Source organism: Pseudomonas sp. B21-053, assembly GCF_026016365.1.
GTDB lineage: Bacteria > Pseudomonadota > Gammaproteobacteria > Pseudomonadales > Pseudomonadaceae > Aquipseudomonas > Aquipseudomonas nunensis.
The window spans coordinates 4,257,192-4,280,834 of sequence record NZ_CP087205.1; the positions used below are offsets into that span (position 1 = coordinate 4,257,192).

The following is a 23,643-nucleotide window of genomic DNA, read 5'->3' on the forward strand; positions in this document are numbered from 1 at the left end:
CGGATATCGCGCCTCCGACTGGTGCACGGCGCCATATAAAAGTGCACCGAATACGCATGGCGGTTCGCCGGACCGGAGCGCGAATCCCGCTGATTATCGGCCGCTCAAGCCTGAACAATACTTCTGGCGCGTGACTTGCTAGGAACACCAGCAAAGCAGTCAACGCAGATTGCCCACCTACGACAAAGGCGCCGTGTAACTCCCGTTTTTTAACGGAGGGTCACATGGCGCTTTTTTTTGCTTGCGGGTCGGGCAAGTGCAGGCACGAGTTCAAGGGGCGAGGATGACAAACACCAGCGTACGCAGCGTCTGTCCTTATTGTGGCGTGGGTTGCGGCATCGTCATGCAGGTCGCGGACAACCGGGTCGTCAAGGTCACCGGCGACAAGGCGCACCCGACCAATTTCGGCCGACTCTGCACCAAGGGCACCACCTGCGGCCAGGCGATCGCCGAGTCGGGGCGGATGGAAAACGCTTATCTGCGTCACGAGCGCGATCGTGATCCGGTGCGAATCGCCATGGACCAGGCGATCAGCGAAACCGCCAGCCGACTGCGCGCCATCCTCGATGCCCACGGCCCGGATGCATTGGCGTTCTATGTGTCGGGGCAGATGTCGCTGGAGGCCCAGTACCTGATCAACAAGTTGGCCAAAGGCTTTGTCCGCACCAACAACATCGAGTCCAACTCGCGCCTGTGCATGGCCAGTGCGGGCAGCGGTTACAAGCTGTCCCTCGGGTCTGATGGACCACCAGGTTCCTATGAGGACTTTGATCACGCGGATCTGTTTTTCGTGATCGGTGCCAACATGGCCGACTGTCACCCGATTCTGTTCCTGCGCATGATGGATCGGGTCAAGGCCGGGGCGAAGTTGGTTGTGGTCGATCCACGGCGCAGCGCCACGGCGGACAAGGCGGGCCTGTTCCTGCAAATCAAACCCGGCACCGACCTCGCGTTGCTTAATGGCTTGCTGCATCTGCTGGTGAAAAACGGCCACACCGATCCGGATTTCATTGCCTCGTTTACCGAAGGCTGGGACGTCATGCCGGCGTTCCTCGAAGACTATCCGCCAGCCATCGTCGCCGAAACCACCGGCATTCCCGAGGCCGACATTCGCCAAGCCGCAGAATGGATCGGCCAGGCCGCCGAGTGGATGAGCTGCTGGACCATGGGCCTCAACCAAAGCACCCATGGCACCTGGAACACCAATGCCCTGTGCAATTTGCACTTGGCCACCGGGGCGATTTGCCGGCCGGGCAGCGGACCGTTTTCCCTGACCGGACAACCGAACGCCATGGGCGGTCGTGAAATGGGCTACATGGGCCCAGGCTTGCCGGGACAGCGCTCGGCGCTGGTCGAGGCAGATCGGCAGTTCATCGAAGACCTGTGGCGCCTCCCCCACGACAGCCTGCCGCGCAAGGTCGGCGGCGGCACCGTGGACATGTTCGAGCAGATGCGCGCCGGCCAGATCAAAGCCTGCTGGATCATCTGCACCAACCCGGTCGCCTCGGGTCCCAACCGGCAGAAAGTCATCGACGGCTTGCAAGCCGCCGAACTGGTGATCACCCAGGATGCATTCCTCGACACCGAGACCAACCGCTACGCCGACATCCTCCTGCCCGGCGCGCTGTGGGCCGAGGCCGAGGGCGTGATGATCAACTCCGAGCGCAACCTGACGCTGATGCAAAAAGCCGTGGAGCCGCCCGGCGAAACGCTGCCCGACTGGCAGATCATCGCCCGGGTCGCCTGCGAAATGGGCTTCGCCGAGGCCTTCACCTACACCTGTGCGTCGCAGGTATTCGAAGAGATCAAACAGGCCTGGAACCCGAAGACCGGTTATGACATTCGCGGTGCCAGTTATGCGCGGCTGCGGGACCAACCGCTGCAATGGCCCTGCGCGACAGGCGAGGCAGCGGATCGCAATCCGATTCGCTACCTGAACAACGGTGTGAGCCAGACGCTCAAGGTCGACAACGATGGCCGCCAACCCGCCATCGTATTCGCTACCGAGCACGGCAAAGGCATCTTCCTCCCGCGTCCGCACATGCCACCGGCGGAGATGCCGGGCGAGGACTTTCCCTTTGTGCTCAATACCGGTCGCTTGCAGCACCAATGGCACACCCTGACCAAGACCGGCAAGGTCGCGACCCTGAACAAACTTAATCCTGGGCCCTTCGTGGAGCTGCATCCGGAAGATGCCGCCAGCCTCGGGATCAAGGACAAGGATCACGTTGAAGTGCGCTCAGTGCGTGGCCGCGCGGTGCTGCCGGCGGTGGTCACCGACCGGGTGCGCCAGGGCAACTGTTTTGCGCCCTTTCACTGGAACGACGTGTTTGGTGCAAACCTGGCGATCAACGCGGTCACCAACGATGCCGTCGACCCGATTTCGCTGCAGCCTGAATTCAAGTTCTGCGCCGTCGCCCTGCAACGGGTTGAACTGATCGAGCATTCGTTTCTCGACGTGCCGGCGCCGGTTGCCAATGAAATCCCCCACTTGTCCGAGGAGTTGCCCATGTCGCGTATCGAGGCCTTCGCCGATCTCGCCGGCATCAGTCGCGTGCCTTCTCCACAACTGAGCGACAGTGAACGCACCTACCTCGCCGGTTTTCTCAGCGGCTTGCAGTCCCCGGCCGGGCGCCAGGCGGTGGGTGTCCCTACCCTGCCCGCCAATGCGCCGCTGGCCGCTGATTCGCGGTTATGGCTGGACGGTTTGCTCGGCGGGTTGTTCAGCCGTATCGAATCAAGCACGCCACAACTGAACACTGACAGCGGCCCCAGCGTGACCTTGTTATGGGCCTCGCAAACCGGCAACGCCGAAGCCCTGGCCGAGCGTTTTGCCGCGCGTTTGCGTGACGGCGGGATCACCGTGGAACTGAGCGCCATGGCGGATTTCCCGGCAAGCAAACTGGCAAGCACCCACACGCTGGCCCTGATCAGCAGCACCTTCGGCGACGGCGATCCGCCGGATAACGGCGAAGGTTTCTGGCACACCCTGAAGACCGCCGAGACCCGTCTGGAGTCGCTGCGATTTGCGGTGCTGGCGCTGGGCGATCCCAACTACGACCAGTTCTGCAAACACGGCAAGCAACTCGATCAACGCTTGCAGGAATTGGGCGCGACCCGACTGCTGGAACGGGTCGATTGCGACACGGAATTCGAAGAACGTGCGGAGGCGTGGCTCAGCCAATTCCAACAAACGCTGAAACCGGCGGCACCGAGCATCACCGCCAGCCCCATCGAGACGCCCGACAAAGCCAAGCCACACGCGTCACGACTGCTGATCAACCGTCACCTGAACCAACAGAGTCGCCACAAGGAAACCCGCATGTTTTCCCTGGACCTGGCGAATTCCGGGCTGAGCTACGAAGCGGGCGATGCGTTGGGTGTGATGCCGCGCAACTGCCCGGAACTGGTCGATGAATTGCTCGACCTGACCCGACTCGGTGCTGACACGCCTGTGAACCTCGACAAGCTCGGTGAAGTCGCGCTGCATCAGGCGCTGACCGAACACCTGGAAATCGCCCGGCCCAACCTCGACACCCTGGCTTTCATCGCCGAACGCAGTGCCAACCCGGCGTTGAAACACCTGCTGGGCAGTGAACGCAAAGCTGACTTGAAAGACTGGCTGTGGGGCCGGCAATTGGCGGACGTGCTGCAGGAGTTCCCGATCGACTGCTCGGCGCAAGAGCTGCTGGGCACGCTCAAACGCCTGCAACCGCGCCTGTATTCGATTGCCTCAAGCTCCAAGGCGCACCCGCAAGAAGTCCACCTCACCGTGGCCGCCGTTCGCTACGGCAAACGCAAAGGCGTGTCCTCAACCTTCCTCGCCGACCGCTTGGAAAGCGGCGAAGTCCCGATATTCGTCCAGCCATCCAAGTACTTCCGCGCGCCCGCCGATGGCAACCTGCCGATGATCATGATCGGCCCAGGCACCGGCGTCGCACCGTTCCGCGCCTTCCTGCAAGAACGCCGCGCCCGGGGCGATCAGGGCCGCAACTGGCTGTTCTTCGGCGAGCAACATGCCGCCACCGATTTCTACTACCGCGATGAACTCCAGGGCATGCAACACGACGGCCTGCTCACGCAACTCAGCCTGGCGTTTTCCCGGGACCAACCCGAGAAAATCTACGTGCAGGACCGCATTCGCGAACAAGGCGCCGAACTGTGGCGCTGGCTACAGGAAGGTGCGCAGGTGTACATCTGCGGCGATGCCGGGCACATGGCCAAGGATGTCGACCAGGCGTTGCGCCAAGTGGCGCAGCGGCATGGCGGGTTGAGTCAGGAAAGTGCTGCGGATTATTGGCGGCAGATGAGTGAGCAAAAGCGCTATTTGCGGGATGTTTATTGAATGGGCGGTTGCTCCAGAAAATCCCTCAGGCTTTCGCCCAGTGCATCAAATACCAGGGCAATCCGTTGAACCCGGCGCATGTCTTGATGCATTGCAATCCAGACATCGACTGAGAAATCCACCTGCCGAGGCAGCACCCGAACCAGCCCGTAACGCTGGGCCAACTGACTGGAACAGACGCCGATTCCCAGCCCTGCGCGCAGTGCAGCCAGTTGCGCGAGATGGTCGTCGGTGCGAATGAGTGCAGGCTCCGCCGCGCAGTCGAAGCCTCTCTCGCGCAGAAACTCTATTTCCACCAGATTGCGATCCGGTCCGATCAGCGGGTAGCGATGCAACTCCGCCGCAGTAGCCGGCGTGCCCTGCTCCGCCAGCAAATCAGGCGTGGCGTACAGCCCGACGCGCAAGTCACCCACTTTGCGCGTCACCACCGATGCCTCGGTCGGCCGACGGATGCGCACTGCCACGTCTGCCTCTTGCCGTGCCAGCGCTTGCAGACGGTTCGACACGCTGAGTTCAATGGCCAATTGCGGACAGGCCTGGCGCAATGTGCGCAACATCGGAGGCAGCACTTCAACCCCGAGCAGCTTGCTGCTGGTCAGGCGAACCGTGCCACTGGCCAGCCCCGCATCGGCTGACGCAGCCCGATTGAATGCGTTCGCTGCCATGGCCATGGCTTCGACATGACTGATCAGGTCCTTGGCCATCTCCGTCGGCAACAATCCGGCGGGAGAACGGATGAACAGGCTGACGCCGACACTTTGCTCCAACGCCTCGATCCGCCGTCGCGCCGTCGCCTGCGCGATGCCCAACAAACGTGCCGCGCCGGACAGGCTGCCGGTGCGCAGTACGGCCAAAAAGGCACGCTGGGTTTCCCACTGTAGTTGAGGAGCGTTCATACATTTCCTATGAGCCGTTGGGCAGCTTTGGCTGATTTTCTTTCTGGGAGCACAACGTCATGCTGGCCAAGAATATCCCACGGGCGCCCTGCTTTATCCGCGACCCTGATGCTGAAAGGAGCTTTTCATATGACGCTGACCGGCCAATGCCGCTGTACCGCCGTGCACTACACCCTCGCAACCGATGCGCCGCTGGCGGTCTATGCCTGTCATTGCAGGGATTGCCAGACCTGGAGTGGCAGCGCTTTCGCCCTCCACGCCTTGATGCCATCGGAGGCCATCAGTCATGAAGGTCCGGTGACGCACTATGCCTATGACGCCGACGGCCAGCACTCCATTCACACGCTGTGCAGCGTCTGCCATACCCGACTCTACAACACCACCAGCGCGGCGCCGGGGATGTTGGTGCTGCGCGCCGGGACACTGGATCACAGCCCCTCCCTGCAGCCGGTCGCGCATATCTGGGTCAAACACAAACAACCGTGGCTGATGTTGCCGGAGGGTATTGCGACCTGGCCGCAAAGTCCGACCCCTCAGGCGTTCGCTCAAGCGTTGCAGGCATCCGAAACGGCAGCGGATGTTCGATGAATCACTCAGTCATGGATAAAGGCAGTTGTCGTTGCGGCCAGGTTACTTTTGAGCTGCGCGCCCCGCCGCTCATCACCACGGCCTGCCACTGCACGGGTTGCCAGAAAATGGCGTCCAGCGCTTTCTCCCTGAGTGTTCTGGTGCCGGCGGAAAGCTTTGTGGTCACACAAGGCAACCCCGTCATCGGTGGCTTGCATGGGCCGACGCAACACTTCTTCTGCCCGCATTGCCTGAGTTGGTTGTTTACCCGGCCGGAAGGCAATGATCAGGTGATCGGCGTCCGCTCCAGCCTCCTCGAAAACCCGCAACGCTACATCCCGTTTATCGAAACGTGGACGAGTGAAAAACTGCCGTGGGTCACGACCGGCGCAGAACATGGCTTTGAGCAATTCCCTGCGCCGCAGGACTTTGGACCGCTGGTGCAACAATACGCGCAGCGCGGTCAGAACTGAGGCAAGCAGTGCTGGCCTCTTCGCGAGCAGGCTCGCTCCCACAATGTTCAGTGTTCCGCAGATCCCCTGTGGGAGCGGGCTTGCTCGCGAAGGCGGAGTGTCAGTCGCCGTCGATGGTGAATGAGCAGGCCTCTTCGCGAGCAAGCCCGCTCCCACAGGGGATCTGCGTCGGAAGCCGGTTTAGTGGGCGACTTCAATCCAGTGTGGGAGCGAGCCTGCTCGCGAAGGCGGGGTGTCAGTCGGCATTGAACTTGGATGTGCCGGCCCCTTCGCGAGCAAGCCCGCTCCCACAAGGGATCTGCGTCGGACGCCGGTTTTGTGGGCGACTTCAATCCAGTGTGGGAGCGAGCCTGCTCGCGAAGGCGAGGTGTCAGTCGGCATTGAACTTGGATGTGCCTGAGCCATCGCGAGCAAGCTTTGCTCCTGCAGTGTTCGAGGAATGCTGTCCTTACGAGCGCAACACCCCAATCGCCCGCCGATACTTCTCAACCCGCTCAAGGTCCTCCCACGACGGCTGGGCAATCCTCGACAAGTCGCTGTTCTCTTCCAGATCCGCGAGCTTGACCACCCGCCCAATCGGGTTCAGCGCTGCACGCTCGACGAACGCTTCGTAGGATTCACCCGGCACTTTGGTCACCGATGCAATGGCGTCCAACACCGCTTCGCTGAAGCCTTCCTGACGCAGGGCTTCGAGGCTGATGCCGGTGTCTTCCACCACGTCATGCAGCACGGCGACGATGCGTTCTTCCAGGGTCGTCACGCGCAGCATGACTTTCAGCGGATGCAGGATGTAAGGCGCGCCGCCCTTGTCGACCTGCCCTTCGTGGGCGGCAGCGGCGATGGCGATGGCACGCTCGAGTGACTGGGTCATTTCGGTTCTCCTTGAGTTAAAGGCCGGCCTACAGTTTGTACGTCACATACCGCCCACGCCCGGTTTTCTTGGCTTGGTACATCACACGGTCGGCGGCCAGCAGCAGCGTATCGGCCGAGCTCTGCCCGTTACCCAAGGCGATGCCAATCGAAACACCGACGATGCACACCGTGCCGGAAATGAAAAACGGCGCATTCAAGGCTTCGATGCAATGGGTTGCCACGGTACTCAGCGTCTCTTCGGCATGACTCCCAAGGTCGCTCAGCAGCACGACAAACTCGTCACCGCCGATGCGCGCCAAGGTATCGCTCTCGCGCACCACCGACGAAAAACGCCGCGCCACCTGACGCAAAACCTCATCACCGGCCTCATGCCCGAGGCTGTCGTTGATGTGTTTGAAACCGTCGAGGTCCATAAACAGCAAACCAACTTGGGTGTCTGTGCGTCGCGCCTGCGCCAGCACTTGCCGAAGCTGACCGGAGAGATGATGCCGGTTGCTCAGCCCCGTGAGGGTGTCGTGATGCGCGATCTTTTTCAGTTCGTCCTGTTTGTCATTCAACTTGACCAACAAACGATTGAACGCCGAGATCAAATGCCCGACTTCATCATCGCGCACCACTTCCAGGGGCGCGTGGGGCAGTTCATCGCGGGTCATGCGGTCGGCCTGTTCGGCGGCACGGAACAGGTGCCGGAAAACAAAGTACAAACCAATCGAGGCGAACGTGGCAAAAAACACAATCGACAACACGGCGCCTTTCAGCAAGAAATGCTGGGTGCGCGTCACCGTGGCAAACGCTTCGCTGGCCGGCAAGCGCGCGACGATGAACCAGTTGGCGCTCGGGACCGAGGCGATGGCGGCGACTTCCTCGACACCTTGGGAATTGAGCGTCAGCCCGGTGCCGCGAAACCCCGCCACCGCCTGGTCATGCAGTGCGTTGACGCCGGGAGCCGACGTGGGCTTGAGTTGCACGTCACGGCTGGACGACTCGACAAACAAATGACTGTCGGGGAACACCAGCAGGAAATCCCCCGTGGCATCGCCCACCCGACTTTGCAGCAGTGCATCCAAAAGCCCTGTCGTACCGAGCACGCTGATGCCAACCAGCACGGCCTGGACTTCACCGGCGGCATTCTTGATGGGCGCGGACATGGGCAGGATCGGCGCTTGGGTGGTCTTGTCCAGCGCCGGTTGACCAATCAGGGAGCGCCCCGCCAGTCCCGCCCGGACGTAATCACGCTCGGCATAATCGGTGTCGACGGGGTCCGGATAACTCCCGAGCAAACGCCCCGTTGGACCGACGATAAATAAGTCCGCAGTGAACAGCGTCTGATACTCGTAATGCGATTTCAGCCAGGCTTGCAACTGCTGCGGTTGTGTCAGGAGATCGACCGGAACGGAATCGGCCAGGCGATCCAGCATCAGTTGGCGCTGGACGATTTTGTAGTCGATATCCCGGGCAACATAGGTGGCCAAGGTCAATTGCTGGCCTTCCACCACGGCGCTCAAATCTTCACGCAAAAAATTGGTCAAGACGAAATAACGCACGACGGCACCAAAAATGACCATGCACAGCGCCAACAACAGCAGTCGAGTGACGATGCTGTGAGCGATTCGACTTAGACGCAGGGGCGAGTGATGATGTTTTGGCATCACGGAAGTGTATCCGAATATGCCAGCATGATCCTGAAGGCTATGATCTTTTGATCTACCCTCTCGGCGCTCGACCAATAACAAAAAACAGGAGTTGATAATGTCTGAACTGAACCTGCATCCCAAAGCCGCAGAATCCCTGACCCTGTGGCACGCGATGATCCGCACCGGGAACTTGCAAGCCTTGCCCGAATTGCTCGACCCACAAGCCGTCTTCCGCTCGCCCATGGCGCACACGCCTTATCCAGGCGCGGCCGTGGTGTCGATGATCCTCAACACCGTGTTCGACGTCTTCGAAAACTTTGAATACCACCGCGAACTGGCAACGGCGGATGGGTTGAACGTCGTGCTGGAGTTCAGTGCCAACGTCGGCGGAAAAGCGCTGAAAGGCATCGACATGATCCGCTTCGACGAACAAGGGAAAATCGTCGAGTTTGAAGTGATGGTGCGTCCGTTGAGCGGTTTGCAGGCGTTGGGGGCGGAGATGGGCAGCCGACTGGGCGCTTATCTGGCGGCCAGCAAGGCCTGATCGAACCTTAATGCTGTCCCTGTGGGAGCGAGCCTGCTCGCGAATGCGGTGTGTCATTGCGCATTGATGTCGGCTGACCCACCGTCTTCGCGAGCAGGCTCGCTCCCACAGGGTTTCCAGGTGAAGTCAAAAATGTAGTTGGCATGTTTCAAATAATCTGTGCCGCGACGGCCGCTTTGTCGATCACCGACCACACAGCGCAAATCTTCCCGTCCTTGAACTCGTAAAACACGTTCTCGGTAAAAGCCACCCGTCGCCCATTCACTGGCAGGCCAAACAATTCCTCCACCGGCGTGCAATCGAAACACAGCCTGGCGGCGATATGCGGTGGGTCGGCGATAAGCCGTTCGATCACGAAACGTAGGTCTGGGATCGCGCGAAAGTCGCGCTCCAGCATCGCCCGATAGCCGGCCAGCCCGACGCGCTCGCCGTTGTAGTGCACGTTTTCATCGAGCAGTTGGCCCAGGGTTGGCCAATCCTGACGGTTGAGGCAGTCGATGTAGGCGCGATAAGTGTCGCTGAGTGCTTGTTTGTACATTGCTTAATCTCTCCCTTGCGAGCCCTTTCAGTCAGGGTCAAAGCCTCTGCATCCGTTATTTATGCTCAGTTCCCAGCTTAATAATATTTTACCGATACCAGGGTGAACCCTAGTCTTGACCCCAAGAGATGGCAGGCCATAACCGACCTGACTCCCACTTCGAAGGGTAGAGAAATGACCACAGAAACAATAAAAACAGATACGTTGATTGTCGGCGCCGGTCAGGCTGGCGTGGCCATGAGTGAACACCTTAGCAAACTCGGTGTGCCACACCTGGTGCTGGAGCGCAATCGCATTGCCGAACGCTGGCGCACCGGGCGTTGGGATTCGTTGGTGGCCAATGGTCCGGCCTGGCACGATCGCTTTCCCGGTATGGAATTCGACGACCTGAGCCCCGACGGCTTTGCCCCGAAAGAGCGGGTGGCGGATTATTTCGAAGCCTACGCCAAGAAATTCAACGCGCCGATCCGTACCGGCGTGGACGTGCTGAAGGTCGAGCGCAATGTCGGTCGCCCGGGCTTCACCATCGAAACCTCCGAAGGCGTGATTGAAGCCAACCGCGTGGTGGCTGCCACCGGGCCATTCCAGCGTCCGGTGATCCCGCCGATTGCGCCGAAAGACGCACCGTTCACCCAGATTCACTCCGCCGAATACCGCAATCCGCAGCAGTTGCCCGAAGGCGCGGTGCTGGTGGTGGGCGCCGGCTCGTCGGGGGTGCAGATTGCCGATGAATTGCAGGGCGCCGGCAAGAAAGTCTATCTCTCGGTGGGCGCCCACGACCGCCCTCCTCGCGCCTATCGCAACCGTGATTTCTGCTGGTGGCTGGGTGTGCTGGGCGAGTGGGATCAAGCGGCGATGAAGCCTGGCCGTGAACACGTGACCATCGCGGTGAGCGGTGCCCATGGCGGCCGCACCGTGGACTTCCGGGGCCTGGCGCATGCAGGCATGACGCTGGTCGGCCTGACTCAATCGTTCAATGGCGCCGTGGCGTCTTTCGAGCCGAACCTGGCGGAAAACCTGGCCCGTGGCGACGAGAACTACCGCGCGCTGCTCGATGCCGCAGACGCCTACATCGAGCGCAATGGCCTGGACCTGCCGGAAGAGCCCGAAGCGCGCCACACCTTCCCGGAGCCGGAGTGTGTGAGCAACCCGATTCTTGAGCTCGACCTGGTCAAGGCCGGCGTGACCTCGATCATCTGGGCCACCGGTTTTGCCACGGACTACAGCTGGCTGAAGGTCAACGCCTTCGACAACAACGGCAAGCCGCAGCATCAGCGCGGTGTGTCGAGCGAGCCGGGCGTGTATTTCCTCGGCCTGCCTTGGCAGTCCCGTCGCGGCTCGTCGTTTATCTGGGGCGTGTGGCACGACGCCAAGTACGTCGCGGACCACATCGCTATCCAGCGTTCGTACCTCGAGTACCGCGATGCGGACGAGCGTGCAGCCGAGACCGCCCCCGTCGCCCATAAAACCAGCGTCAGCGCTTAATACTTGTTCAGGAGCTTCACATGTCCACGCCAACCCATACCCGTATTCGCATGTTCAACACCAAGGAAACCTACCCGAACCAGAGCCTGGACAACGACCTGTGCCAGGCCGTCCGCGCCGGCAACACTGTGTATGTTCGTGGCCAGGTCGGTACTGATTTCGAAGGCAACCTGATCGGCCTCGGCGACCCGCGTGCCCAAGCCGAGCAAGCGATGCGCAACGTCAAACAACTGCTGGAAGAAGCCGGCAGCGACCTGAGCCACATCGTCAAGACCACCACGTACCTGATCGACCCGCGCTACCGCGAGCCGGTGTATCAGGAAGTCGGCAAGTGGCTTAAAGGTGTGTTCCCGATTTCGACCGGGTTGGTGGTGTCGGCGCTGGGACAACCGCAGTGGTTGATGGAGATTGATGTGATTGCGGTGATTCCTGAGTAAGGAAACAGACCGAGGGGCGGCCTTCGCGGGCAAGCCTCGCTCCTACAGGGGAACGCATTCCAAATGTAGGAGCGAGGCTTGCCCGCGAAGGCGCCCGCCCAGACACCCTTTTCTCCAAGGCTGAACAAGGAGCAAAACCATGACCTTTTCCATCGCCGCAAGATGCCCCGAAACCGGCCAGTTCGGCATCGCAATCAGCTCCTCAAGCATCGCCGTCGGCGCCCGCTGCCCATGGTTGCTGCCAGGTGTCGGCGCGGTCTCGACGCAAAACATCACCCTGCCCTCCCTCGGCCCGGAAACCCTCGCGCTCATGGAGCAAGGGCTTTCACCCTCGGATGCGCTGGACAAGGTGCTGACCCGCAACGGCTACAGCCAATATCGCCAGATCACCGCGATTGACCACCTCGGCCGCACCGCACATTTCAGCGGTTCGCAAACCCTCGGCAATCACAACGCCGTGTCCGGCGAGCAGTGTGTGGCCGCTGGCAACATGCTCACGGATCGTTCGGTGATTGAAGCCATGGTCCGCGCGTTCGAACAGGGCGAGGGTCAACTGGCCGACCGCTTGCTGGCCGCAATGCAAGCCGCGATGGTCGCGGGCGGTGAAGCCGGGCCGGTGCACTCTGCCGCGATGGTGGTGGTCGGCGAACTGACCTGGCCGATCATCAACCTGCGCGTGGATTGGGCCGATGAAGACCCGATCGGCGAACTGGAAAACCTATGGGTCGCCTATCGCCCACAGGTTCAGGATTACATCGACCGCGCCCTGGCACCCGATCGCGCCCCTGGCTACGGCGTTGCCGGAGACGACCGATGAGCAGCAGCCGCGATTTGCTTCAAGCGTTGGTGGCGTTCGACACCACGAGCCGCGAATCCAACCTGCAGCTCATCGAGTTTGTTCGCGACTACCTCGCCGGTTTCGAGGTGCCGTGCGAACTGGTCTACAACGAGCAACGCAGCAAGGCTAATCTGTTCGCAACCATCGGCCCGGCGCAACTGCCGGGCATTGTGCTGTCGGGGCACACCGATGTGGTGCCGGTGGACGGCCAACCGTGGAGCGTTGCGCCGTTCGAACTGACCGAGCGCGACGGCAAGCTGTACGGCCGTGGCACGGCGGACATGAAAGGCTACATCGCCTGCGTATTGGCGCTGGTGCCGTCGCTGGTCAAGGCGACGCTACGGCGGCCGGTGCACATCGCGTTGTCCTACGATGAAGAAGTCGGTTGCCTGGGCGTGCGCTCGCTGCTCAAAGCGCTGGAGCAGCGCCCGGTCAAACCGATGCTGTGCATCATTGGCGAACCGACCGAACTCAAACCCGTGCTTGGCCACAAAGGCAAACTGGCGATGCGTTGCGATATTCACGGTGAAGCCTGCCATTCGGCGTACGCGCCGCTCGGGGTTAACGCGATTGAATACGCCGCCGAACTGATCGGTGAACTCGGGCGAATTGGCCAACGACTCAAAGCACCGGAGCATCAGGACGAGCGTTTCGATCCGCCCTTCAGCACTGTGCAAACCGGGGTGATTGCCGGTGGCAAGGCGTTGAACATCGTCCCCGCCGATTGCCGTTTCGACTTTGAAATCCGCGCCCTGCCCTCGTTCGATCCAAGCGATGTCGCGCAGGAACTGAAGACTTATGCCGAAAAACAGGTTTTGCCACGCATGCGCGCCGTGAGTGAGCAGAGCGACATCCGCTTCAGCGAGTTGTCGGCCTATCCCGGTTTGGCCACCGATGCCCACAGCGAAGCCGCTGAACTGATCGCGGCATTTTCCGGTTCCCGGGAGTTCGGCACTGTGGCATTTGGCACCGAGGGCGGTCTGTTTGACGCGGCGGGGATCCCGACGGTGGTCTGCGGTCCGGGCAGCATGGACCAGGGCCACAAGCCGGATGAGTTTGTCAGCATCGAGCAATTGGACGGCTGCGACGCCTTGCTGCAACGGATGCTGGCATCGATCAGTTGAGCGGTAGGCCCGACACTCAGGTGTAGAGTCGGGCCAGTTCTTCCTGGCAATAATCCACGAACAACTGCACCGGTTTGGTCAGTTGCGACCTTTTGAGCCACGCCGCCGATAACCCCGAGCCCGTCACCGTTTCCGCCAGCGGAATGCACACCAGTTGTTGCCCGTCATAGGTGTACGGCGAGAAGGGTTTGGTCACCAGAATCGAAAAGCCAAAACCACGGCCGACCATGCCACGCACCATCTCGATTGAAGGCGAGCTGAAGACGATGTGCGGGGTCAATCCGCGCTCTTCGAAGATGCTGACGAAGTAAGTGCGACTCGGCACCACGTCGAGCAGAATCATCGGTTCCAGCACCAGGTCGTCCAGCGACACCTTCGCCTGTTGCGCGAAGCGATGGTCCGCCGGCAGCAAGGCGTAAGGTTGCTGCGGTGGCATCAGCGGAACGGTCTCAATCGTGCTGTCCAGATCGTGTTCAAACAGCATCGCCAGATCAATGCTGCCAGCGGTCAGGGCCTGCACCAGTTCCTGTTGTTCGCCGTCGCGAATACGGATTTCCACGCCTGGCCAGCGCTCCTTGAAACCGGCGATCAAACGCGGCAGGTACAGCGGCGCGACGGTTTCAAAGCAGCCGATATCGATCTGCCCGGCCACCACGTCATTATCCGCCAATGCGTTCTGCTCAAATTCGTGCGCGACCCGCAGCAGCTCCAGCGCCTTGCGATAAAACCGCGAGCCGCTAGGCGTCAGCGAAACACCCTGGGCGTGATGGCGGATAAACAGCTGCACGCCGAAGCTTTCTTCCAGGTGCTTGATCGCCGTCGACACCGACGGCTGAGCGATATAGAGCTTGCGCGAAGCCTCCGCCACGCTGCCGCACTCGGCGGTGGTGACGAAATAACGCAGCTGTCGCAAGTTGTAAGCGGCCATGCGGACCTCCAGAAAACACATCAACCATGGCCACACACTTCCCCTGTAGGAGCTGTCGAGTGAAACGAGGCTGCGATCTTTTGATGTTAAAGATCAAGATTAAAAGATCGCAGCCTCGTTTCACTCGACAGCTCCTACGGGGATCTGGTTGCGCCAGTCTGCGGGGTATCTGAACGCCCCGCGATCAACCCAGAACATACCGGACCCACCCAACCCCGGGGCATATTTTTTTTAAGGCTTGAAGCAACAAACTTACTAATTTATCTATGCCGAGGCTTTGCACATGATCACTCCAACAAGAAAAGCGTCGCCCACGCGGCGCTCACCGAAGTACGTCCACGTACTCACATTGCCTTGGAGTTCGTCATGGTCACCTCTGCAACAACCTCCGCTCCGCTGATCGAGAAGCACACGATCGGCTACGTCCCGCCGCAAGATCGCCATGGAAAGGTCCGGGATTTGTTCACCCTCTGGTTCGGCGGCAACATCGCGCCGTTGCCCATCGTTACCGGCGCCCTCGGCGTGCAACTGTTTCACCTGAACCTGGTGTGGGGCGTCATTGCCATTCTGGTCGGGCACCTGGTCGGCGGCGTGCTGATGGCGCTGCACTCGGCGCAAGGCCCGCAAATGGGCATCCCGCAAATGATCCAGAGCCGCGCCCAGTTCGGCTCCCTCGGCGCGCTGCTGGTGGTGCTGATCGCCGGCATCATGTACATCGGCTTCTTCGCCTCCAACATCGTCCTCGCCGGCAAGTCGCTGCACGGCGTGGTCGACAGCGTGCCGGTGCCGGTGGGCATCGTCATCGGCGCCCTCGGTTCGGGGATCATCGGCATCATCGGCTACCGCTTCATCCACGTGCTCAATCGCATCGGCACCTGGGTGCTCGGCGCCGGCATCGTGCTCGGCTTCGGCTACATCTTCACCCACGTGCAGACCACCGACTTCCTCACCCGTGGCAGCTTCAACATCTCCGGCTGGTTGGCCACGGTATCGTTGGCGGCGCTGTGGCAAATTGCGTTCGCGCCGTACGTCTCCGACTATTCACGCTACCTGCCGGCGGACGTGCCTGTCGCGTCGACGTTCTGGACCACCTACCTGGGCACCGTGCTCGGCTCCAGCCTGTCGTTCATCTTCGGCGCCGTCGCGGTGCTCGCCACGCCGGTCGGCATGGACACCATGGACGCGGTCAAACTCGCCACCGGCTCCATCGGCCCGTTGATGCTGGTGCTGTTCCTGCTCAGCGTCATCAGCCACAACGCCCTCAACCTCTACGGTGCCGTGCTGTCGCTGATCACCCTGGTGCAAACCTTCGCCTACCGCTGGATCCCCACCGCGAAAAGCCGCGCCGTGCTCTCGATCATCGTCCTCGGCGCCTGCTGCTTCGCCGCCGTCGGCGCCTCGGCGGACTTCATCGGCCACTTCGTCGACATGGTGCTGGTGCTGCTCGTGGTGCTGGTGCCATGGACCGCGATCAACCTGATCGACTTCTACGCGATTCACAAAGGTCAGTACGACATCGACTCGATCTTTCACGTCGATGGCGGCATCTACGGTCGCTACAACCCGCAGGCGTTGCTGGCCTATGCGATCGGGATTGCGGTGCAGATTCCATTCATGAACACGCCGCTGTACGTCGGGCCGATTTCCGAGCACATCAACGGTGCGGATTTGTCCTGGCTGGTGGGGTTGTTGGTGACGTCGCCGTTGTATTTCTGGTTGGCGAATCGGGACAGTGCCTATAAGCGTCGGTTGTCGAGTGGGAAACTGGCGAGCGCCGTGTAAGGGATAACGCGCGACGTTCAAACGTAAAAAACCCGCACGGTGATGCGGGTTTTTTATTGTGTTCAGGACTGCGAGAGGGTCATCTTTTCTATCAGTGCGGCGACGTCCCTTGCCCCAAAACAGCGAAATTTAACGCTGCCAGCGTCGGTATCCAGACGAACGATCTTGGTCACAAACCCACCCTCAAGGGTCACCTTGCGGATCATCGCCAGCGGCAGATCAATATCGAGGGTCCCCTCCTGAACCAGGCGGTTCAAAGCACTGGCGCTCAAGCGAACCGACGTTCGGGTCAGCGCCATCTTCCCGCCCACCCACAACCCACCGTTGGCTTGCTTGAAAGCCTCCATCACCCTGCTTAACGCACCGACATTGCCGCTGCCGGCGATCGAATAAACATCATCCGCCAGGCCGTAATTCACCTCAGCGTCGGCCACCAGAAAATTGACCCATTTGGACTTAACAATCTCTTCGGCCATCTGTACGTCTCCATAATGTGTGTCGCCGTCCTGAGATGCAGACGCCTGTTTTTTCGTGAGCACAGGATCGTCGCTATACGCGTCGCCCCATTTGGCGGCCAGTATTCATATTAATATGCCATCACACAATCAATGAAGTGCATCCGCCTGGATGCCCTTACTCCTCAAACCGTCCCGGCCCCTCACGATCATGGTCATAGTGTTTAGCGAGCGGAAACGCTGGCAGCCAGGATTCGCGCCGGACGATCCAGCTTTCGTAGGTGGGTTTGAGTTGATCCGGGGTGTCGAGAGAGCCCAGGTTCACTTCGACTTCGTCGCCAGTGCGAGCGAAAACCGACGAGCCACAACGCGGGCAGAAAAACCGTCCAGCGTAGTCGTGTGTTTCTCCAGTGATGGTCACCGCATCCTGAGGGAAAATCGCGGAAGCGTGAAACAGCGCGCCATGGTGTTTGCGGCAATCGAGGCAATGGCACAGGCCGACGCGGTAGGGTTGGCCTGTCGCCTCGATTCGAACGTTGCCGCATAGGCAGCCGCCGGTGAATGGGTTCATGGGGCTTCTCCTGGGAGGTTGAACCGTTGGAATGTTTAACGCTAGCAGTTGGGGAGATTGAACGCCCCACTGTATCGAGAAAGTGTCCTGCGAGGCCTTGATCTCAGATGCAGATCAAGGCGAATCAGGATTGATCAAGATGCTCATGAATGTGCCGGACCAGCTCCACAGCCGCCGCACTCGCAGTGCCTTTTGATCTCACCAGGGAAATCGCAAACGGCGGCAAATCCGGTAAGTTCGCCTCGGCAGATAAGATCTCCAGGCCTGGCGGCACTGCCGACTTCAACCACGCCGACACGGCCAGATCGCTGCCGACCATCGCTCGCGTTGTCTCAAGGTTGCCGTTATCAAAGACCATCTTCCATTGTCGATCCTGGCCTTCCAGAGCAGCGATCACTGGCTCACGAAACGCACAAGTCTCGGCAACCAGGGATACCGCCAATGGTGTGTTCAGGAAGGCTGCTCCACCGCTGGCGCCGACCCATACCAAACGATCGATCATCAGGCATTCACCGTTAGCACCCGCGGCCGCTTCCTCAATAATAGCCAGGTCCAGTGCGCCTTTGTCGACTTCAGTTTTCAGCTCTAGCGACGAGCCACATTTGAGTGACAGCTCCACCTGCGCATTCGCCTCGACAAACGCCTTGAGGATTGGCGCAATCCACGCGCCGGCGAGGTCGTAAGGTACGCCCAGGCGCACCCGCCCTTGGAGGGTGCTCCCTTTCACGTCCGCCCAAATCTGCTGGTTAAGCGTGAGCATTTGCTGGGCCTTGGTAAACAAACGCTCACCAAGTGGCGCGAGGCGAATGCCGCGTCGATCACGTAAAAACAACGCCCCGCCCAGCACGTCCTCCAGCCGTTTGATCTGTTGACTGACCGCTCCTTGGCTCACATGCAGATGCTGGGCAGCCACCGTCATGCTGCGTTTTTCAGCGACCACGACGAAGCTGCGCAGGAGTACCAGATCCAGAGTCCGCATAGCATTAGGGTTCCTAATATTGAGCATTACAAACATTAGCTTTAATACTACTTGGCAACAGGCTATTAAGTCGAGACCACTTAAGGAAACTCGCCATGCCAGGTTCAATACTTCCGCTTCTACTCTTCGTTATGGTCGCCACGTTCAGCCCGGGCGGCGCAACCACCTTGGCGACAGCCTCCGGAGCAAATTTCGGTTGGGTGCGCTCACTTCCATTGCTTGCGGGCATCTCGTTTGGCTTGGCGCTGATGGCCGTCGCGGCGGCTGGCGGTCTGGGCAGCCTCATCCTGGCAGCGCCGTCACTGCAATTGGCGATGAAACTGATGGGGTCGCTTTATCTGCTGTGGCTGGCCTGGCAGATCGCAAAGCGAGGAAAACCCGGTAACGCCGCGGTCAACGAAAAACCCGCGAGTTTTCTCACTGGCATCTGGATGCTTTTGCAAAACCCCAAAGGCTGGGCGATGACCCTCAGCGCCGCCGCATCATTCGCTTCGCTGACACCGGGGCCGGCTTCACTTGCGTTGCTGCTGAGCCTGGTGTTTGGCGTGTCTTGCATGTGTTCGCTGGCGCTGTGGTGCGGGGCCGGGTTGGCCCTGTCGCGGCAATTGAAGAGCGAACGACAATGGCGATTTTTAAACATGCTGCTGGGTGCGCTGCTGGCTGTGTCTATTGTGCCAATCTGGCTTTAGCCTCTGGTTCAGCACTTGCCACCCTGCCGGGAAACCGTTGAGAAGTTTCAGGCTAGCTTCTCCCGACCCATTAAAAAGCCCGCTGACCGTTAACGTCCAGCGGGCTTTTTTCTCTAAGTCAGCGATACCAGGCATTGCGAATGAGTGGTCTTGTTAATCAGAGAGCCATGTCAGCCGGTGCCTTTTCTTCCATCGGTTTGCCCTCCTCTTTTTCAGCACTCGGCGTAGCGACTTGACTGATCACCGGTGGCGGCATCAGCTCAAGAATCTTGGCGGTATAGGCCCACTCTTCCGCCACTTTTGCCGGATCGTCGTTAAGTTGGGTACCGTAGCTCGGGAGAATCTGATGTAGTTTCTCCTGCCAGGCGGGCGTCGCGACTTTGTCTTTGAAGACCTTCTGCAGCAAGCTCACCATGATCGGCACCGCGGTCGACGCGCCTGGAGAGGCACCTAGCAAACCGGCAATCGTGCCGTCCTGGGACGTAACAATCTCCGTGCCCAGTTTCAGAACGCCACCGGCAGCTTCGTCACGCTTGATCACCTGCACGCGCTGGCCCGCTTGCCACAGATGCCAGTCTTCGGCCTTGGCGTTCGGGAAGTATTCTTTCAAAGCATTGAGCCGATCCTCGTCCGACAGCATCAGTTGGCCGGCCAGGTACTCGACCAGTGGATATTGTTTGATGCCGACGCGAGTCATCGGCCACACATTGTCTACCGTGGTCGTACTCAGCAGGTCCAGAAAGGAGCCCTGCTTGAGAAACTTGGTACTGAAAGTTGCGAATGGTCCGAACAGGATCAGGCGCTTGCCGTCCAGTACACGGGTATCCAGATGCGGAACCGACATGGGCGGCGCCCCCACCGACGCCTGGCCGTAGGCTTTGGCCAGATGCCGCACTGTAATGGCCGGGTTTTCTGTCACCAGAAATGAGCCGCCCACTGGAAAGCCCGCATATTCCCTGGCCTCGGGAATACCCGATTTCTGCAACAACTTCAGCGCGCCACCACCCGCACCAATGAACAGGAACTTGGCATCGGTTACGTTTTCACTTCCGTCTTTGAGGTTTTTGTAGCTGACGCGCCAACTACCGTCCTCGTTTCGGGTGATGTCGCGCACTTCGCTTGACAGCTTCAGGGCAAATTTCGGCGAGGTTTGCAGGTAACCGACCAGTTGGCGGGTCACTTCTCCAAAATTGACATCAGTGCCATTGGGATTCCACGTGGCCGCGATTTTTTGCTTGGGATCACGCCCTTCCATCATGAGCGGAACCCATTTTTTGATCACGGCCGGGTCTTCGGAGTACTGCATTCCGCGAAACAACGGGCTAGCCTGCAACGCCTCATAACGCTTCTTCAGAAAGCTGGCGTTGGCATCGCCCCAGACGAAGCTCATGTGCGGGGTGGAATTAATGAACGAACGCGGGTTCTTCAGCACCCCTTGCCTGACCTGCCAAGCCCAGAACTGCCGGGTCAACTGGAAGCCTTCATTGACCTCAACGGCCTTCGAGATCGTGACTTTTCCGTTCTCGTCTTGCGGCGTGTAATTCAACTCGGCCAAGGCCGAATGACCTGTGCCCGCGTTGTTCCAGCCATTGGAGCTTTCCAAGGCAACACCCTCGAGGCGCTCGACCATCTCCATCGAGAGCCCCGGCTCCAATTCATTGAGCCACACGCCCAAGGTTGCGCTCATGATGCCGCCACCGATCAGCAGTACGTCGACCTTTTTGGCCTCTTCGGCCTGCGAATGCACAGCGCCAAAAGACAGCGTTAAACCGGCAAGAATGTATCTCAGTCTTTTCGTGTTCATCTTGTGCTTCTCCCGCAAATTTACGGTCATCCTTACCGCTCAGTTGGCTCTATCGTTGGTGATAGGAGGTAAAGACCTGGTGAGAAGCTTCAAGATCAAGCATCACGTGAATCCAGGATCCCTATTGGGTTCCATGCTCGGCACCCAATGGAATCAGGGTAACGAGGATCGAAGAGTCCTGGTCAGGTGTTTGCGTGCTTTTTGTGCCAAATTGAATTTAATTACAGCCATATTTCTGAATTCATGTGGCTGTCGGCGGATGCGACGTCGGTTTTGGTTGAGATTAGCGTTTCATGGGGGGCGTTTATTGGCCAAAAGTGGACGGTGGACACGATGACGGCAAATGGGTAGCTTCATTCGAGGGCAGCAGTCCTTGCCGTCACCCAAGTTGCGTTTATCCCTGAGCAATGTCGCATTTGCCGTGACCACTTCTAAGCCAGACCTTACCGTTACGGAGCATGTAAGACATGTCAAACATCGTCGCATGGACCCTGTTCGCCTTGGGCGTCTTCCATATTCCTTTCGGTATTATCAAATTCAAAACAGCATTCGCAGCCGCTGTAGACTCTGGCTTCGTTGACCAATTCAAAGCGCACGAAGGTCGGCGTACTGCCCTCTGGTTTACCATGCTGGGGCCGCTTTTTATGCTCGCAGGGCAGACAGCGATTCACGCCGTAGCCGTTGGCGATCTCGCGTTACTTAAAATGGTTGGCATCTATGTGTTTATGATCTCGATCATTTGCGTCATTGCTGTTCCAAAATCGGGGTTCTGGGCAACGCTGCTGGTTTCTCCGCTGATCATCGCGGCAGGGTATGGTTTGTACGCCTGACAAACGGCTCAAGGCGTTCGCTTCGCTCACTCGCGGGCTTCAACGCCCGCTCGGGGTCGATGTCAGCCGGTCGCCACTGGCCAAAATCGTCCAGGAGAAGCGATTGGAATATCCTCTCTGCCATGAGACAAAGACCCGGAGCACTGCGAGCCAGCCACACTATCAAGGAGAGTTGCACATCATGGACGAAGCCATTACTTACCGAGCTGCAATGGTAGAAGACGCATTGAGCATTTGTGAGTTGGGACAATTGCTTAACGCCGTGCACCACGCTGCCCGTCCCGATATTTACGCGGATTCCACCCAAGACTTTTCGCGCGACCTTCCTCACTGGTCAGGTCTTTTCGAGAAACCGGGTCAGGTTGTATTCATCGCGAATGTCGGTCACCAAGCCGCAGCCTTCATTACTGCCAGCCTGTCGACAAGCTCTGGGCCACTGTTGCAACCGCTGAATGTTGTTCGCATCGGATCGATATGTGTTGCCGAGCAATTTTGGGGGAAAGGTATTGGACGAAGGCTTATTCAGCTCGTTAAAAACTGGGCAATCGAAAATGACGCTCAGGACTTGAGGTTGTCCGTCTGGCCGTTCAATGCACGTGCTGCTCGCATGTACACAGAGTTCGGGTTTGAGACTCGTGCTTTCGAGATGGGAATGCGTCTGTAAAGGCGACTCCCCTTAAAGGTGAAAAGAGGTTCGAAGGACTTCTGCTGGGTCATTCGTAACTGACAACTATCGGCCAATAACTGTCAGTCGCGAGCTTTATAAAATAATAGGACACAAGCGCATTAACATGAGTAATGTACGGTCAACGGAGAAAGCTTAGTAACGTTTACCAATCAAGCCTCCTACCGACTTTTTTATTATTCGCCGAGATTTGTTAGGCATTAAGAGCGCGCGAGATAATTCGCCGAAACTCACAAGAAACTATAATTGAAAAAATAGTAATGCTTTGCCTTTTTAACTAAGCACGATCCTCATAATATTTATCCATCAGACTTTCGTGTACGGCGATGACACTATTTAGTTTTATCACAATCCTATCCAACTCTGCTGCCTCTGCCTCGCATTCCGAACGGCAACAAATTCTATGAGCAGCATCACAAAAAAATAATACCGCATTAGTTGTGAGATAGTAAGCCAAGGATAATTTTTCAGCCTTTTGAGCTTTTAATAGCGCATGCTTGACATCTATTTCGTTAGGAGACAGATCAATCAAAAGACTATTAAAAATATCTTCTGAAAATCCGTGAATAGAATCAGAAGTCGGTGCAAACAGAATGTGATAAAAAGCTTCTAACCCAACGGATCTGAAGCGACTGCGGGCATCAGGCCAATGAGGAAAAGCATCGCTATTGTTTATATCTTTGAATATACCTGAAATATTCACCATATGGGCGGAAAAGATTTTCGCTCGTTCTAGATATTTGGCGTCGTCTATTGTTTTTGCGTAGTTCAACCAGTGAGCTGATCGTTTACTTGAAGACGTGAGGTACGATTTAATAAGTGAGCGAGGCTTGAGGGAGTCCTTGTCTTTTATGACGTACATTAGATTTATTGAGTTTTCAATGGAAACTCGGGGCAAAGACTCAACTGCTGAATAACAATTAATTTCTAAGCTTTTAAGCATCCCATGATTTACGTCATCGATATTTTCAGCCATGACATAGCACGCGACTTTTGAGATGAACTTATATTCTCCAGCAGCTTTGAGGTCAATTGTTTTTAAAACTCTATAGATATCGCGCTGGCACTCCACCAATACTTCCAGTTGATCTTTGTGGGTTTCATGCTCCTGGGCATAATCATTAATACGTTCAATGTTAACCAAGATCTGAGAGTCCTTCATGAGA

22 protein-coding genes are annotated in these 23,643 nt (G+C 58.6%); 12 read left to right on the forward strand and 10 right to left on the reverse strand.

Annotated features, from left to right (window positions below):
• Positions 1 to 283 precede the first annotated feature (283 nt).
• A complete protein-coding gene (locus LOY68_RS18985) occupies positions 284 to 4,345 on the forward strand; it encodes a bifunctional nitrate reductase/sulfite reductase flavoprotein subunit alpha (protein WP_265039095.1) in 4,062 nt (1,353 codons plus the stop codon).
• Here LOY68_RS18985 and LOY68_RS18990 read toward each other — a convergent pair.
• The gene (locus LOY68_RS18990; RefSeq protein WP_265039097.1) at positions 4,339 to 5,241 is read right to left on the reverse strand and encodes a LysR family transcriptional regulator; all 903 of its coding nucleotides are present in this window, start codon (positions 5,239 to 5,241) and stop codon (positions 4,339 to 4,341) included. The two genes, LOY68_RS18985 and LOY68_RS18990, sit on opposite strands and share 7 nt — an antisense overlap.
• Before the next feature lie 129 nt (positions 5,242 to 5,370).
• Here LOY68_RS18990 and LOY68_RS18995 point away from each other — a divergent pair, with 129 nt between their 5' ends.
• Both LOY68_RS18995 and LOY68_RS19000 read left to right on the forward strand, forming a co-directional pair.
• Entirely contained in the window at positions 5,371 to 5,829 is a 459-nt protein-coding gene (locus LOY68_RS18995) for a GFA family protein (protein WP_265039098.1), read from the forward strand.
• Entirely contained in the window at positions 5,826 to 6,281 is a 456-nt protein-coding gene (locus LOY68_RS19000; RefSeq protein ID WP_265039100.1) for a GFA family protein, read from the forward strand. The genes LOY68_RS18995 and LOY68_RS19000 overlap by 4 nt, the downstream gene beginning before the upstream one ends.
• A 448-nt stretch (positions 6,282 to 6,729) precedes the next feature.
• On the opposite strand, the gene LOY68_RS19010 is transcribed toward LOY68_RS19000, so the two are convergent.
• Positions 6,730 to 7,152: an HD domain-containing protein gene (locus LOY68_RS19010; RefSeq protein ID WP_163914244.1), complete on the reverse strand. Its 423-nt coding sequence runs from the start codon at positions 7,150 to 7,152 to the stop codon at positions 6,730 to 6,732.
• Positions 7,153 to 7,180: 28 nt separating this feature from the next.
• Complete coding sequence (locus tag LOY68_RS19015; protein WP_265039102.1) at positions 7,181 to 8,803, reverse strand: diguanylate cyclase domain-containing protein; 1,623 nt, start codon at positions 8,801 to 8,803, stop codon at positions 7,181 to 7,183.
• 100 nt (positions 8,804 to 8,903) lie between these two features.
• Between LOY68_RS19015 and LOY68_RS19020 the strand changes: the two genes are divergently transcribed.
• The gene (locus LOY68_RS19020) at positions 8,904 to 9,332 is read left to right on the forward strand and encodes a nuclear transport factor 2 family protein (protein WP_163914230.1); all 429 of its coding nucleotides are present in this window, start codon (positions 8,904 to 8,906) and stop codon (positions 9,330 to 9,332) included.
• A gap of 148 nt (positions 9,333 to 9,480) precedes the next feature.
• Here LOY68_RS19020 and LOY68_RS19030 read toward each other — a convergent pair whose 3' ends face one another.
• On the reverse strand, positions 9,481 to 9,870 hold the full coding sequence (locus LOY68_RS19030) for an ester cyclase (RefSeq protein WP_265039104.1): 390 nt from the start codon (positions 9,868 to 9,870) through the stop codon (positions 9,481 to 9,483).
• A 138-nt stretch (positions 9,871 to 10,008) separates the two neighbouring features.
• Here LOY68_RS19030 and LOY68_RS19035 point away from each other — a divergent pair, with 138 nt between their 5' ends.
• From LOY68_RS19035 to argE, 4 genes are all read left to right on the forward strand, one after another.
• On the forward strand, positions 10,009 to 11,355 hold the full coding sequence (locus LOY68_RS19035; protein ID WP_413787201.1) for a flavin-containing monooxygenase: 1,347 nt from the start codon (positions 10,009 to 10,011) through the stop codon (positions 11,353 to 11,355).
• A 20-nt stretch (positions 11,356 to 11,375) separates the two neighbouring features.
• Positions 11,376 to 11,792, forward strand: a complete 417-nt coding sequence (locus LOY68_RS19040; protein ID WP_054051217.1) for a RidA family protein — start codon at positions 11,376 to 11,378, stop codon at positions 11,790 to 11,792.
• A 139-nt stretch (positions 11,793 to 11,931) separates the two neighbouring features.
• A complete protein-coding gene (locus tag LOY68_RS19045) occupies positions 11,932 to 12,609 on the forward strand; it encodes a DUF1028 domain-containing protein (protein WP_265039109.1) in 678 nt (225 codons plus the stop codon).
• Complete coding sequence (gene argE, locus LOY68_RS19050) at positions 12,606 to 13,754, forward strand: acetylornithine deacetylase (RefSeq protein WP_265039111.1); 1,149 nt, start codon at positions 12,606 to 12,608, stop codon at positions 13,752 to 13,754. Before LOY68_RS19045 ends, argE begins: the two co-directional genes overlap by 4 nt.
• Before the next feature lie 16 nt (positions 13,755 to 13,770).
• Here argE and LOY68_RS19055 read toward each other — a convergent pair whose 3' ends face one another.
• On the reverse strand, positions 13,771 to 14,682 hold the full coding sequence (locus LOY68_RS19055; RefSeq protein WP_054051212.1) for a LysR family transcriptional regulator: 912 nt from the start codon (positions 14,680 to 14,682) through the stop codon (positions 13,771 to 13,773).
• 366 nt (positions 14,683 to 15,048) lie between these two features.
• On the opposite strand from LOY68_RS19055, the gene LOY68_RS19060 reads away from it, so the two are divergent.
• Positions 15,049 to 16,464 (forward strand): purine-cytosine permease family protein, encoded by a 1,416-nt coding sequence (locus LOY68_RS19060; protein WP_265039114.1) that lies wholly within the window; start codon positions 15,049 to 15,051, stop codon positions 16,462 to 16,464.
• A gap of 62 nt (positions 16,465 to 16,526) precedes the next feature.
• On the opposite strand, the gene LOY68_RS19065 is transcribed toward LOY68_RS19060, so the two are convergent.
• From LOY68_RS19065 to LOY68_RS19075, 3 genes are all read right to left on the reverse strand, one after another.
• A complete protein-coding gene (locus tag LOY68_RS19065; RefSeq protein WP_265039116.1) occupies positions 16,527 to 16,940 on the reverse strand; it encodes a hypothetical protein in 414 nt (137 codons plus the stop codon).
• Positions 16,941 to 17,097: 157 nt separating this feature from the next.
• The gene (locus LOY68_RS19070; protein WP_265039118.1) at positions 17,098 to 17,490 is read right to left on the reverse strand and encodes a GFA family protein; all 393 of its coding nucleotides are present in this window, start codon (positions 17,488 to 17,490) and stop codon (positions 17,098 to 17,100) included.
• A 124-nt stretch (positions 17,491 to 17,614) separates the two neighbouring features.
• Positions 17,615 to 18,505 carry a LysR family transcriptional regulator gene (locus LOY68_RS19075; protein WP_265039120.1) on the reverse strand — a complete coding sequence of 297 codons (891 nt, stop codon included), beginning with the start codon at positions 18,503 to 18,505 and terminating at the stop codon, positions 17,615 to 17,617.
• Positions 18,506 to 18,600: 95 nt separating this feature from the next.
• Between LOY68_RS19075 and LOY68_RS19080 the strand changes: the two genes are divergently transcribed.
• Positions 18,601 to 19,158, forward strand: a complete 558-nt coding sequence (locus tag LOY68_RS19080) for a LysE family translocator (RefSeq protein WP_265039122.1) — start codon at positions 18,601 to 18,603, stop codon at positions 19,156 to 19,158.
• 157 nt (positions 19,159 to 19,315) lie between these two features.
• Here the strand turns inward: LOY68_RS19080 and mqo are convergent, their stop codons facing one another.
• Positions 19,316 to 20,962 carry a malate dehydrogenase (quinone) gene (mqo, locus tag LOY68_RS19085; RefSeq protein ID WP_265045808.1) on the reverse strand — a complete coding sequence of 549 codons (1,647 nt, stop codon included), beginning with the start codon at positions 20,960 to 20,962 and terminating at the stop codon, positions 19,316 to 19,318.
• A 467-nt stretch (positions 20,963 to 21,429) separates the two neighbouring features.
• On the opposite strand from mqo, the gene LOY68_RS19090 reads away from it, so the two are divergent.
• Positions 21,430 to 21,792, forward strand: coding sequence for a DUF6463 family protein (locus tag LOY68_RS19090; RefSeq protein WP_265039124.1), 363 nt, complete (start codon positions 21,430 to 21,432; stop codon positions 21,790 to 21,792).
• 181 nt (positions 21,793 to 21,973) lie between these two features.
• Positions 21,974 to 22,456, forward strand: coding sequence for a GNAT family N-acetyltransferase (locus LOY68_RS19095; protein WP_265039125.1), 483 nt, complete (start codon positions 21,974 to 21,976; stop codon positions 22,454 to 22,456).
• Between the two features lie 298 nt (positions 22,457 to 22,754).
• On the opposite strand, the gene LOY68_RS19100 is transcribed toward LOY68_RS19095, so the two are convergent.
• Positions 22,755 to 23,621: a DUF5677 domain-containing protein gene (locus LOY68_RS19100; protein WP_265039126.1), complete on the reverse strand. Its 867-nt coding sequence runs from the start codon at positions 23,619 to 23,621 to the stop codon at positions 22,755 to 22,757.
• Positions 23,622 to 23,643 lie beyond the last annotated feature (22 nt).